Here is a 13,065-nt window from a genome sequence, read left to right as displayed (position 1 = left end):
CGCTTTAATACTTGGCGTATACATCCCCCATTGCCGCACAGCATTGCACTGCGGCGGTGGGGCCGCCATAAAGCAGGGCATGACCGCTTCCGCCTCCAACCTGAACCCATTTTCCATTGCGCAGGGCCTGCCTGTGCAGGATGTACTGTCAGAACTTTGCGCAGTACTGGCTCAAAACCCCACTACAGACCATCCTGCATCAGCCATTTTAGTCGCACCTCCCGGGGCGGGTAAAACCACATCCGTGCCTCCCGTGTTGGCAGCGGCAGCATGGCGCGCGCCGTCTGATAAAATTATCATGCTGGAGCCCCGCAGGCTGGCCGCCCGCGCTGCTGCCCAACGCATTGCATCTCTAATGGGGGAAGAGGTTGGCGGTTTTGTTGGCTTCCGCACCCGTCTGGAATCTGCTGTTTCAGACCGCACCCGTATTGAGGTGCTGACAGAGGGCCTGTTCCTGCGCCGCCTGCTGGGTGACCCCATGCTGGAAGGCGTGGCCTGCGTTATTCTGGATGAAATACACGAACGCTCATTGGATGCAGATCTGGCGCTGGCTTTCTGCCTAGATCTGCAACGCACTTTGCGGCCTGATCTGCGCCTTGTGGCCATGTCTGCCACGGCGGAAACAGAACGCCTTGCCGCGCTAATGAACGCGCCTGTGCTAACAAGTGAAGGGCGGATGTTCCCACTTACCGTCCACCATGCCAAACACGATATTCCGAGCCTACGTGATATTGCCACCGCCACGGCAACAGGTGTGCGGCAAGCCTTGGCTGAAACAGAAGGCGATATTCTCACCTTTCTGCCCGGCACGGGTGAAATCCGCCGCGTGATGCAGCTTTTGGAAAACGTACCCGCCACGGTGCTCCCCCTGCATGGTGAATTGCATCCGGCAGAACAGGCCCGCGTGCTACGCCCCGGAAATGAAGGCGAACGGCGGGTGATTCTGGCAACCTCTATAGCCGAAACATCTCTTACCGTGCCCGGCGTGCGCGTTGTGGTGGATTGCGGCTTCCGCCGTGTGCCGCGTTTTGATGCCGGGGCTGGGCTTTCCCGGTTAGATACTGTGCGTATTTCCAAGGCAGCCGCACGGCAACGTGCAGGCCGTGCGGGGCGAGAGGCACCGGGTATGGCGTATTGCCTGTGGTCTGCCCATACAGAGCGCGCCTTGCCCCAGCATGACAGGCCAGAAATTCTAGAAGCCGATCTGTCTGACTTTGTGCTGGCAACTGCCTTGTGGGCCGATACGGTGGGTTCTGCCGATACGCCGCTTCCGCTACCAGATCAGCCCCCCGGCAGCGCGGTAGCCGCCGCAAAGGAATTGCTGATTTTGCTGGGCGCGCTGGATGATGCGGGCAAGATTACAAAACTTGGTCGCAGCATGGCCAATCTGGGCACGCACCCACGCCTTGCCGCCATGATATTGGCCGCCCGCACGGCAGAAGAAGCCGCACTGGCCGCAGACCTTGCCGCCCTGCTGGAGGAGCGTGACCCCCTGCGCCCACGCGCTGCCGGGCGCGGTGGCCCTCCGCCCATTCCACCCGCAGATATTACCCTCCGGCTGGATTTGATTGCAGGAGAAGATAATAACCCACAGGCAGACCGTGGCGCTTTGGCCCGTATTCGGCAGGCGGCCGCGCGTTTTCGTACACGCATGGGGCTGAAACCTCGCCACCCGGCAGCCGGTGATGCCGCAGCCCTTCTGGCCGCAGGCTTTCCAGATCGGGTTGCCCTGTGCCGGGGAGATATGGGCAGCTACCGCATGGCCAATGGCAGCAATGCTCGCCTACGCCGAGATGACGGGCTGGCAAAACACAAATTGCTGGCAGTGGCAGGCCTACACCTACGCACCGCTGCCGAAATACGTATGGCGGCCCCATTGGATAGCAACGCCCTACCTCCAGCCCTGCTGGAGCGCACGCGTGAACAGATTGAAACCACGCTGGACCCCGTATCGGGCAATATCATGGCCCGCAGGCGCACCCGCATTGGCTGCCTTGTACTGCGAGACCGCACAGAAAAAGTAAAACCAGAAGATGCAGGCCCGCTGCTGCTGGCACAGGCCAAGGAAGCACCAGAAACCACGCTCAACTGGTCAGATGCCGTGCGGCAGCTTCAGGCCCGCGTAGAACTGGCCCGTACCCTGCCCGGTGGTACCGGCATGGAAGAAGCCTGGCCGGATTTTTCCTCCACAGCCCTTGCTGGTTGTATGGATGAATGGCTGACCCCGTATGTTGAAGGCTGCACATCCATCACCGCATTGCGGGAGCTGGATATACTCAATCTGCTGCGCACTTATCTGGGTTATGCCCGTACAAACTGGCTGGATAAGGAACTGCCTACCTCTCTGCCCTTCCCCGGTGGTGTGGCGGAGGTGGATTATACGCAGCCTGTGCCTGTGGCCTCGGCCCGTGCCCAAGCTTTTTACGGTACAGCGGAAACACCCAAACTGGCTGGGGGGCGCGTGCCGTTGCGGCTGGCTCTGCTTTCTCCCGCAGGGCGGCCGCAGGCCATTACGGCGGATCTGGCGGGGTTTTGGCAAGGCGGCTGGGCAGATATGCGGCGCGATATGCGCGGGCGTTACCCCAAGCATGAATGGCCAGAAAACCCCGCTTTAGCCCCGGCGCGCCCGCGTGCCAAACGCAACTAGAAGATGTGGACGTGGCGTAAACAACACCCTGCCGCCATAAAAACGTACCAGATCAAGGGCAAACCCGTATAGCCGGTTGCATAAAGCAGATAATCCGGGCCACAAGTTTGTAATGTCTGGAGCTTTATTGCCATTTCCATGAAGACGCTTCTACGGAACCTGCCTGCACTGGCCGTAGCCTGCTTTTCCCTTCAGGAAACAGGCGCGCACCATTTGGCACAGGCTGCATCTCTCCCGACATTTGAGCCCGCTGTACCGCTTGTTTCTGGCGGGCCTATCAGCTTTGCGCCTTTGGTGCGCAAGGTTGTGCCCGCAGTGGTAAATATTTCTGTTACGCGAGATTCTGATACCAGCGCCAAACACAAGCTGCCATCCACCGTTAAAGGCACCCCGCTGGAAAAGCGGTACCGCGAACGCATGCGCCGCCACCGGGATGAACTGCTTGGGGCGGGTTCGGGTTTTATTATAGACCCCGAAGGCACCATTGTTACCAATGGCCACGTGGTGGAAGATGCAGATAAAATTACCGTTGCCCTTGCAAGTGGTAAGGAATTTACCGCTACGCTGGCAGGCATAGATAACCTAACGGATATTGCCGTTATAAAAATCAGCTCCCCACAGCCTCTCCCCTATGTCACATGGGGGGATAGCAGGCTGGTGCAGGTGGGAGACTGGATTATGGCTGCGGGCAACCCGTTTGGCTTAGGCTCATCAGTTACCGCAGGTATTGTTTCTGCCCGCGGGCGCGATATTGGCACCAGTCCGTTTGATGATTTTCTGCAACTAGATGCCCCCATAAACCCCGGCAATTCCGGTGGCCCCACCTTTAACCTTGCTGGGCAGGTTGTGGCGTTAAACACTGCCATAGTTTCCCCCACCGGTGGCTCTGTGGGGCTTGGGTTTTCCATCCCCTCCGAAATTGTCATTCCCATTGTAGAAACACTGCGGCAAGCCGGGCATATCGAGCGCGGGTGGCTGGGTGCCACGCTGGAAGATATTATGACCCATAACGGCACGCAGGTTACGGAGGTGGACCGTAACGGCCCCGCGGCCAAAGGCGGGCTGAAAAAAGGCGATATCATTGTGGGCATGAACAATGAGCATGTAGAAACCGCCCGCGCCATGATACGCGCCGTGGCATCTGCCAAGCCGGGACTGGATGCGCAGTTGAACGTGCTGCGCAATAACCAACCAATAACTCTTACCATCCACATTGGCCGCCGCCCCAAATGGGAGGACGGCAACGGGGGCAAATAACCCCCATTCCGGTTTTTTAGATCATATCCAGCGGTGTTTTTTTGGTGGGCGGCGGAAACGCTGCATCCAACTGAGCCAGATCCTGCTCTGTTAATTCAAGGTCTCGTGCGGCCAGATTCTGCTTCATGTGCTCGTGCGAGGCAGCTTTGGGAATAGCCAGCACATTGTTTTGGCGCAGCACCCATGCCAGCGCAATTTGTGCCGGTGTGGCTGGGCCAAGCACCGTGCTGTGCCTGCTGGCAATATCTGCCAGAACCGGGCTTTTGAGCAGTTCCTGCCCCTGCCCAATGGGGGAGTAAGCCATAGTTACAATTTTACGGCGATAATCCGTTTTCAGCAGATCATATTCCACGCCGCGATGTTCCAGATTGTACAATACTTGGTTGGCCACACATTCCCCAATACGGGAACATCCATCCAGTTCATACACATCATCTGTATCAAAGTTTGAAACACCCCAATGGCGGATCAAACCTTCCCGTTGCAGTTTTTTAAATGCCTCTACCGTTTCACCCAGCGGTACACCGCCCCGCCAGTGCAGAAGATACAGGTCTATCCAATCTGTTCCCAAACGGCGCAAAGATTTCCGGCAGCTTTCCGCCACACCTTGAGAAGATGCGTTTGAGGGCAATACTTTGGTAACCAGAAAAACTTTTTTGCGGTAGGGATAAATGGCCTCACCCACCACACTTTCGGAGCGGCCATTGCCGTACATTTCGGCTGTATCCACCACCTGCACACCGTTCAACACGGCATAGCGCAGGCTTTCCACTTCCTCTGGCCAACGGGCGGGCTCTTCACCCATATTCCATGTGCCCACACCCAAAGCGGGCAGAACAGTACCATCGGCCAGGGTTACTGTATTTGCCATTGCGCCGGTTCTCCTTTGTCAAACAGGCGGCTTATCTGCCTGTTAATTTTCTAAACGCACTCAATCAGCCTTCTGCCCGCAGGTAAGGCTGGATATACTAACACGTATGACTCAGATTGGTTTTTACCACCTTACGCGCACAAGCGTGACCGAGGCCCTGCCCAAACTGTTGGCACGCACACTAGCCAGCGGGCAAAAAGCCGCTGTGTGGTGCGCCAGCAAACCCATGCTGGATGATCTGGATAAAGCCTTGTGGAAAGTCACCAACCCAACATGGCTACCACATGGGCGCGAAGGCATTGCCTGCCCGGATTTGCAGCCTATCTGGTTAAGCATGGGGGAAGATGCCCCCAATAATGCACGTTTTCTGTTTTTGCTGGAAAACCGCAGCTTTCCCGATCTGGCAGCTTTTGAACGGGTGTTTGACCTGTTTGACGGGCATGATGAGGAAGCCGTTGCCGCCGCCCGCACCCGCTGGAGTGCCGCCAAAGCTGCCGGGCATGAACTGGCTTACTGGCGGCAGGAAGAAAAAGGCTGGAAACGCGCCCGGTAACCTTACCGCAACGCCCTTCCAGCCTTTGGTATTACGCCAACTGCTTTAAATTACAGCGGGTTCAGTCTTTCGGCTCGTATTCATAACCATCACGCACAAAGCGGTCGAGCAGACGCACACCAAAGCCAGTCGCCCCTTTGGGCTGACCATTCTGCGCCTTGGATGCCCAAGCCACACCGGCAATATCCAGATGCGCCCAAGGTGTTTCACCCACAAAACGCTTAAGGAACTGCGCTGCGGTAATGGAGCCACCCGCACGGCCACCGCTAATGTTTTTCATATCCGCAATGTCGGATTTCAGCAGGGCATCGTATTCCTTGCCCATGGGCATACGCCACAGCTTTTCACCCGCAAACGCGCCCGCATCTGCAAGGCCTGCTGCAAGCTGATCGTTATTGGAGAACAGGCCCGCATATTCGTGCCCAAGGCTGATGATAATGGCGCCCGTAAGCGTTGCCAGATCCACCATAATCTGCGGTGCAAAACGTTCACGCGCATACCAAAGAATATCTGCCAGCACCAAGCGGCCTTCAGCATCGGTGTTCAGCACTTCAATGGTCTGGCCAGAGGCACTGCGCACCACATCGCCGGGGCGCTGGGCTGTGCCAGACACCATGTTTTCCACCAGCCCTACAACACCAACGGCATTTACCTTCGCTTTACGCCCGGCCAGTGCTGTCAGCAGGCCAGTTACCGTAGCGGCACCTGCCATATCCCACTTCATATCTTCCATACCAGCGGCAGGCTTGATGGAGATACCACCGGAATCGAACGTTACACCTTTGCCGATAAAGGCCAGCGGGGCTTCATCCTTGTTAGCCGCACCATTCCAGCGCAGGATAACGGTGCGCGGTTCGTTCGCACTGCCCTGTGCCACACCAAGCAGCGCACCAAAGCCCAGCTTTTCCATGGCTGCGCGGTCCAGCACTTCCACTTCCAGCTCCAAGCTCTTTAATGTGGTGGCGCGTTCTGCAAATTCAGCCGGATTGAGCACATTTGCAGGCTCGGTCACCAAATCACGCGTCAGCACCACACCACGTGCCACGGCGGAAAGGGATGGCCATGCTTCTGCGGCTGCATCCACGTGGTCTGTCAGAACAGAAAGTTCGGCAAGGCGATGGTTTTTGCTGGCTTCTGGCGCACCATGATACAGGCCAAAATGGTAAGCCCCCAGCACGGCACCCAGTGCCGCATGTGCTGCCAACGCGCCGGACAGATCACCCACTGCCAGCGTGGCCTGCTCATCCCGCCCAAGGCGAGATGCCGCAGCGCCACCGGCTTTTTCTGCGGCCCAGGCATCTACGGCTTCCAGCTTGCCAATGCCAATCAGCACCACGCGCTCAAACGCATCAGATGGTGCCAGCACAACGCAGGTGGTGCCTTCCTTGCCTGTAAAATCATCCGCTTTGGCCGCGCGGGTAAGCGCGCCGTTGGTGGCTTTATCGGCTTGCTGAAAAATGGCAGAGCGTTTTTCCCCTTCCGGCACCAAAATAGCCAGAGCGCCACCTGCTGGCAGCGAAGCGGAAGAAAACTTGATCTGAAGCATGGTGTTTACTGCCCTTTCTGTAAACTCATCCTTCCTGCGTACGTCTCCCCCGGCGGCTTGGCAATAGGAAGCCCACGAGTGCATGACATGCGCTTGCAATTGTGGGCATGACGCCGCCCGCGCGCTGGCGTATGCTAACAGCCATGACAAGCCATACCGATGCCGACCTTCTGGCCCTTGCTGCCAGACTGGCCGATGAAGCTGCTGAAATTATTCGTACTATTCGTGCGCGCGGCTTTGAAACCATAACCAAAACCGATTCTTCCCCCGTAACGGAGGCAGACCACGCTGCAGAAGCGCATATTCTGCGCGGCCTGCGGGCAGCAACACCGGATATTCCCGTTATTGCGGAAGAAGAAGTGGCCGCTGGCAAACAGACTGCCGTGGCCCCTGCCTATTGGCTGGTAGACCCGCTGGACGGCACGCGTGAATTTGCCGCCGGGCGTGATGACTTTACCGTAAATATCGGTCTGGTGCGTGATGGCCGCCCGGTGCTAGGCGCCATGGCGCTGCCCGCTTACCATCAGCTTTATACAGGCGGCATAGGCTTAGGCGCGCATCGCACAGATACAAACGGCACACAGCCCATTCATGTGCGCAAGGCTCCGGCAGAAGGGCTGACAGTTCTGGCCTCTCGCCATCATGCAGATGATAAGCGGCTGGCCGAATATCTAAACGGACGCCCTGTGGCCAAGCTGGGCAATATTGGTTCTGCCGTAAAATTTGCCCGTGTGGCAGAAGGGCTGGTAGATTTATACCCACGCCTTGGCCCCACCATGGAATGGGATACCGCAGCCCCGCAGGCTATTGTGGAAGCTGCTGGCGGAAATATTACGCTACTAGATGGTTCTCCGCTTGTTTATGGCAAAACGGGCTGGAAAAATCCGCCATTTGTCTGTACCGGAACGCTGTAACTCCATTACGCTGCACTTTGGCCAACCTTGCGCAAAGGTTGGCCAATGTAGCAAACAGGCCGCCCCTTTTGCTGCCATTACAGAGAAGTATGACCAACCTTCTGGATGCCTCCTCCTCTGGCCTTCAAACAGCTGCCCGCATTCTGCGCGAAGGTGGCTTGGTGGCGTTTGGAACAGAAACTGTTTACGGCCTTGGCGGAGATGCCACGCAGCCCCAAACCGTGGCCCGGATTTTTGAAGCCAAAAACCGCCCGCGCTTTAACCCGCTTATCAGCCATTTTGCAGATGCACAGGCAGCCTTCACACAGGTTACCGCCAACCCGCTTGCGCATAAACTGGCGGAAGCATTCTGGCCCGGCCCGCTTACGCTCATTCTGCCGCGCGCACCTTACAGCACAGTAAGTGATCTGGCTGCCGATGGCCTGCCCACCTTGGCCGTGCGCGTGCCTAAAGGGGAAACCGTGCAGGCATTGCTCAAGCTGGTACAACGCCCCATTGCAGCGCCTTCGGCCAACCGTTCTGGCCGCATCAGCCCCTCCGATGCAGCCCATGTGCTGGAAGAACTGGATGGGCGCATTGATGCCGTGCTGGATAGTGGCCCCTGCCTGGTCGGGGTGGAAAGCACCGTACTGGATATTTCCAACCCTGAACGCCCTACCCTGTTGCGCCCCGGCGGCATTACGCTGGAAGCCTTGCAAGCTGTTTGCGTCACCATATTTATGCCGGAAACTGAGGTAGATACGGCCCCGGCATCTCCCGGTAGGCTGCTTTCACACTATGCGCCACACCTGCCCGTACGGCTGAACGCTGTTGATGTTGCGCCAGATGAAGCCCTGCTGGCCTTTGGCAACACACAGCCCAATGGCGCAGTTATAAGCTGGAATCTGAGCGAAAGTGGCAATCTGGAAGAAGCTGCCGCCCGCCTGTTTGCCGGCTTGCGCACATTAGACAAACAAGGTCAGAGCCACCATTTGCGTGGCATTGCAGTGCAACCCATTCCGCAGCATGGGCTTGGGCTTGCCATACAAGATCGGCTTAACCGTGCGGCAGCACCGCGCCCTGCCCTGCCCTGCCCCCGGAAGATTTGCCAGCATGAGCGATATTGACCCCAAAGAACTGAAAATCCTTTCAGATATTCTGGCATTGGTGCTGGAAGATCAGCCGGGCCAGTCTGCCACTGCGCTGGAAGCCCTGCGCAACCGAGCCAAACGTAATGCTACAACAGGCGGTGCGCTTAAAAACCTGTTCCAGACTATTGCAACAGACCCCGAAAAAGCAAAATCCGCACGCACTAGCAAAACACGGGCCAATAGCCGTAGCACAGGCAACAAGGCGCAGGCGGATATGTCTGAAACCTACCGTGCCCAGTTGCAGGAACTTAGAAACAATATTGTTTCTCTGGATCGCAAACTGCGCAGCGCCAATGCCCAGAACGAAACCCTTAAATCCGAACTGTATCTTACCCTGCAAGCCCGTGCCGAAATGCAGGCCCAGATGGCGCAGATACAAAGCTTTGGCCAGTATCAGCGGCGCATGACTATAGTTATTGCCACTATTGCAGGGCTTCTGGCTGGTATTGCAGGCACCGAACTTTTTCATGCCTTTTTTCCACCGCACATCAATACTGCGGCAGAAAACGCTCGTTACCTTTACTGATGTTTTCTTTATTTTGTGTGTTCACCCCTTTTGCAGGAACCCGCGCCTATGCCTGAAAACGCCGCCCTTCCCCAACCCCTGCATGATGCCCTTTTACAGCTTTTAGGCCCTGCTGGCCTGCTGACAGCGGCTTCAGACGTAGATCCGTTCTGCATAGATTGGCGCGCGCTTTATCATGGTAAATGTGCGGCTGTTCTGCGCCCGGCCAATACGGAAGAATGTGCAAAAGCTGTGGCCCTGTGTAACCAGCACAACGTGCCTATGGTGCCACAAGGTGGCAACACCAGCATGGTGGGTGGTGCTACGCCAGATAACACTGGCAAGGCTGTGGTAATTTCCACCACCCGCCTGACGCGTATTCATGAAATTGACCACGCTGATCTGACCATGACGGTAGAAGCTGGTGTAACGCTTAAAGCCGCACAGGATGCCGCCGCCAAGGAAGGCCTGCTGCTGCCGCTTTCTATCTCATCCGAAGGCTCTGCCGATATTGGGGGTATTCTGGCCACCAACGCGGGCGGCAACAATACCGTGCGTTACGGCAATGCGCGTGAACTGGCATTGGGGCTAGAAGCCGTAATGCCCGATGGCAACGTGCTGAACCTAATGCGCAAGCTGCGCAAGGATAACACCGGCTACGCCCTGCGCCAGCTTCTGGTGGGATCTGAAGGCACGCTGGGCATTATCACGCAGGCTATTATTCAGCTTCAACCTGCCCCCCGCTCACGCGAGACGGCTTTGTGCGCTGTGGCGGATGCCAAGGGCGCGCTGGATCTGTTTGCTGCTTTTCGTAAGCAGGACCCTTCTGCCATTCAGGCTTTTGAGTTCATGTCCGGCACCAGCATGGCACTGGTGAACAAACTGATTGAAGGCGCGCCGCTGCCGTTGAGCGAACCCGCCCCCGCTTACGCGCTGGTAGAATTGGGAAGCCCGCGTGCAGATGACAGCCTGCGCACCCTTATGGAAGATGTGTTGGGCACGGCGCTGGAAGACGGCTTGGTAACAGATGCCGTGCTGGCAGAAAGTGAAGCTCAGCGCCAAAGCCTGTGGATGATCCGTGAGGAACACGCAGAAGCCCAAAAACGTGCCGGAGCATCTGTTAAAAACGATGTTTCCGTGCCCTTAGCCGCTATTCCTACCTTTATTGATGAAGCCACCAAAGCGTGTGAAGCACTTATTCCCGGTATTCGGGTGGCACCGTTTGGGCATATTGGGGATGGCAACATCCACTTCAATCTGGTGCAGCCCGAAGGCGCAGACCCCAAGGCATTTTTGGCGCAGGATCATGCCATGATGGATACTGTGGCCGCGATTGTGCGCAAACTTGGCGGTTCTTTTTCTGCCGAGCACGGCGTGGGCCAGCTTAAAACCTACATGATGCCCTCATGGCGTGGCGGTGCAGAGCTGGAAACCATGCGCCGGATCAAAAATGCGCTGGACCCCAAAAGCCTGATGAACCCGGGCAAGGTTTTTCCCGCAGCCTAAAAAATAATGTGACACTCTGCACAATAAAAGGGCGGCCAATGCAATGGTCGCCCTTTTTATTACTTGAACAGATATTTCTGAATACAGAATTACCTACGGATTTTTAAAAAATCCATTGCAGGGTAGCGTAACGCCAGAATCTGCAAAATAAACGCAGGCAACACCACAAGCCCCGGATCAAACCCTACCAGCACCATGGCGGCAAAGGTAAAAACCGGCGCTAGGTTACGTTCCATACGTGCGCCATCTGGCGTGCCACATGCCATAAGAGAGCACGCGCCGCCCACCACCAGCAACGCGGCAGCAGAAGCTGCCCGGAACGGATGGGCCATCATATCTGGCACCAATCCGCCCTGCATGGTTTCCAGAGAAGACATATCAGACGACCACCCCGCCAGCCCGAACAAAAAGCTGAACGGCAGGATAAGCACGCCAAAAATATCCTTCAACAAGGCCAGAAAGCCCATAACAAGAGGCGGTAGCAACACACAGGCCACCCCCACGGCAATATCCGCCACCAGCAACACCAACGCTGGCGTGACAGGAGGATTTCTCACGCAGAGTGTCTTTTTACAAACAGAAGCAGAATATTAGTCCTTCCACCATTTTACGGGCTGCGGCTCATCTTCAACCGCTTCTTCTTTTGCCAGTTCATACTGGCGGCGTGGGCGGCCACGCGGCTTGGCTTCTACCTGCCGCTTTAAGCTGGTAATTTCTTCATCACGCTCTGCCACCTGCCGGTGTGCGGCCCGAAGCTGGCGGCCTGTTTCTGCCAGTTCGGCTTCCTGCTCCGCCACTTTGGCTTTCAGCTCACGCACCATCATATCCGCGTGGCCTTTTTGGGTTTGCAATGCACGCTGGGCGGCCTGCACTTCACCCAATTGGCGTTCCATTTCTTCCACACGCAGCTTTTCTTCCGCCACCAAACGGCGCAGGCGAGAAACTTCGCTGTTTTCTTCTTCAGAAAAATGAACAGCGCGAGATGTAGTGGGTGTCCGGGGGGCTGCAACCATGCGGGGCGTAATACGGGCCAGAGAATGCTTTTCTACCGGCACTTCGCCATCACGCACAAACCTTCGGCGCTTGTTGCCTGTGGCATCTGCCGTAGGCCGGGGGGAGGACGGCGCAGACCGCCCTTTGTGAGATGCGCCAAGCCGTTCCAGCGCGTTGCGCATGGAGGCTTCTTCCAGCCCTTCATCCTGCTCTCTATCGGCATCCAAGGGTGGCATAAAAGATGTTGTGTTCATAAATCTGGAAGTCACTTTAAGAAAAATGGTCTGTTGATACAGTTCTTAAACATTCCATCAGCCGTTATATTCTGGCATTAGCCCGCGCGATACCCAACACGGTTCCAGCCAATCCTTCATGATGCTTTGCAGCAGGCATGAGATCACACATTACAAACGGACAGACAGAATTATTACACACGTTTTATAATGTGTTTTGGTTCTTACTAAACAGTATTATCATGTCTTCCCTGCCATGTTCAAGCACAAGACAGGGGTTTGCATAAGGTTTTCTCTTATTTTTCGGGAATCCATACCAGATCAGTCTGCCCATCTGCATTAAAGTGACGTGCCAGAACAAAAAAGTAATCAGATAACCTGTTCATGATCTGTAGCAGAACAGGATTGATTGTTTCTTTCTCAGCCAGCACCACCATACGCCGTTCTGCTGCACGCGCTTGCGTGCGGGCCAAATGCGCCCACGTTGCGGGAACAGAGCCACCGGGCAATACAAAACTGGTTAATGGCTTTTGGGCTGCCCGCAACTGCTCCACCCATTCTTCAAGTTTTAAAACAGCACTTTCCTGCATACGCTTGGCGCGGGCGGCTTTTGGGCCCTCTTCTGGCTGGCACAAATCTGCCCCCATATCAAACAGCATGTTCTGCACGGCTGCTAGCTGGTTCACCACGGCACTGTCCTGCGGGGCGTGGGCGCGCACAAGGCCGGTTATGGCGTTTACTTCATCCAGCGTGCCCAGTGCTTCAATGCGTGCGCTACTTTTGGGAACGCGTGCACCATTGCCCAAAGATGTCTGCCCACCATCTCCACCGCGCGTGACGATACGATCCAGCCTGATGCTCATGTTTTGGATTTTCCTGCTCTCATTTTTGCATATATTCCACCACAATG

General features: G+C 56.4%; 12 protein-coding genes. 7 read left to right on the top strand and 5 right to left on the bottom strand.

What is annotated here, in order from left to right; all coding sequences use genetic code 11:
* Positions 1–79: 79 nt before the first annotated feature.
* Both hrpB and A4S02_RS01665 read left to right on the top strand, forming a co-directional pair.
* A complete protein-coding gene (gene hrpB, locus A4S02_RS01670) occupies positions 80–2,647 on the top strand; it encodes an ATP-dependent helicase HrpB (protein WP_070322751.1) in 2,568 nt (855 codons plus the stop codon).
* Between the two features lie 138 nt (positions 2,648–2,785).
* Positions 2,786–3,904, top strand: coding sequence for a S1C family serine protease (locus A4S02_RS01665; protein ID WP_019089739.1), 1,119 nt, complete (start codon positions 2,786–2,788; stop codon positions 3,902–3,904).
* Positions 3,905–3,920: 16 nt separating this feature from the next.
* Here A4S02_RS01665 and A4S02_RS01660 read toward each other — a convergent pair whose 3' ends face one another.
* Positions 3,921–4,775 carry an aldo/keto reductase gene (locus A4S02_RS01660; protein ID WP_019089740.1) on the bottom strand — a complete coding sequence of 285 codons (855 nt, stop codon included), beginning with the start codon at positions 4,773–4,775 and terminating at the stop codon, positions 3,921–3,923.
* Positions 4,776–4,881: 106 nt separating this feature from the next.
* Here A4S02_RS01660 and A4S02_RS01655 point away from each other — a divergent pair, with 106 nt between their 5' ends.
* A complete protein-coding gene (locus A4S02_RS01655; protein ID WP_019089741.1) occupies positions 4,882–5,328 on the top strand; it encodes a DNA polymerase III subunit chi in 447 nt (148 codons plus the stop codon).
* Positions 5,329–5,389: 61 nt separating this feature from the next.
* On the opposite strand, the gene A4S02_RS01650 is transcribed toward A4S02_RS01655, so the two are convergent.
* A complete protein-coding gene (locus A4S02_RS01650; protein WP_070322750.1) occupies positions 5,390–6,874 on the bottom strand; it encodes a leucyl aminopeptidase in 1,485 nt (494 codons plus the stop codon).
* A 143-nt stretch (positions 6,875–7,017) separates the two neighbouring features.
* On the opposite strand from A4S02_RS01650, the gene cysQ reads away from it, so the two are divergent.
* The 4 genes from cysQ to A4S02_RS01630 all read left to right on the top strand — a co-directional run bounded on the left by cysQ (position 7,018) and on the right by A4S02_RS01630 (position 10,929).
* Positions 7,018–7,788, top strand: coding sequence for a 3'(2'),5'-bisphosphate nucleotidase CysQ (gene cysQ / locus A4S02_RS01645; protein ID WP_408736040.1), 771 nt, complete (start codon positions 7,018–7,020; stop codon positions 7,786–7,788).
* A gap of 89 nt (positions 7,789–7,877) precedes the next feature.
* Positions 7,878–8,894, top strand: coding sequence for an L-threonylcarbamoyladenylate synthase (locus A4S02_RS01640; protein WP_070322749.1), 1,017 nt, complete (start codon positions 7,878–7,880; stop codon positions 8,892–8,894).
* On the top strand, positions 8,881–9,444 hold the full coding sequence (locus A4S02_RS01635) for a hypothetical protein (RefSeq protein WP_070322748.1): 564 nt from the start codon (positions 8,881–8,883) through the stop codon (positions 9,442–9,444). Before A4S02_RS01640 ends, A4S02_RS01635 begins: the two co-directional genes overlap by 14 nt.
* 15 nt (positions 9,445–9,459) lie before the next feature.
* Positions 9,460–10,929: an FAD-binding oxidoreductase gene (locus A4S02_RS01630; protein ID WP_082246722.1), complete on the top strand. Its 1,470-nt coding sequence runs from the start codon at positions 9,460–9,462 to the stop codon at positions 10,927–10,929.
* An 89-nt stretch (positions 10,930–11,018) separates the two neighbouring features.
* Here the strand turns inward: A4S02_RS01630 and A4S02_RS01625 are convergent, their stop codons facing one another.
* From A4S02_RS01625 to A4S02_RS01615, 3 genes are all read right to left on the bottom strand, one after another.
* Positions 11,019–11,486 carry a hypothetical protein gene (locus A4S02_RS01625; protein ID WP_019089747.1) on the bottom strand — a complete coding sequence of 156 codons (468 nt, stop codon included), beginning with the start codon at positions 11,484–11,486 and terminating at the stop codon, positions 11,019–11,021.
* A gap of 33 nt (positions 11,487–11,519) precedes the next feature.
* Positions 11,520–12,176: a hypothetical protein gene (locus A4S02_RS01620; protein WP_070322746.1), complete on the bottom strand. Its 657-nt coding sequence runs from the start codon at positions 12,174–12,176 to the stop codon at positions 11,520–11,522.
* Between the two features lie 275 nt (positions 12,177–12,451).
* Entirely contained in the window at positions 12,452–13,018 is a 567-nt protein-coding gene (locus tag A4S02_RS01615; RefSeq protein WP_070322745.1) for a cob(I)yrinic acid a,c-diamide adenosyltransferase, read from the bottom strand.
* Positions 13,019–13,065 lie beyond the last annotated feature (47 nt).

This window comes from Acetobacter ascendens (genome assembly GCF_001766235.1).
GTDB lineage: Bacteria > Pseudomonadota > Alphaproteobacteria > Acetobacterales > Acetobacteraceae > Acetobacter > Acetobacter ascendens.
This window is presented reverse-complemented; position numbering and strand designations above follow the sequence as displayed.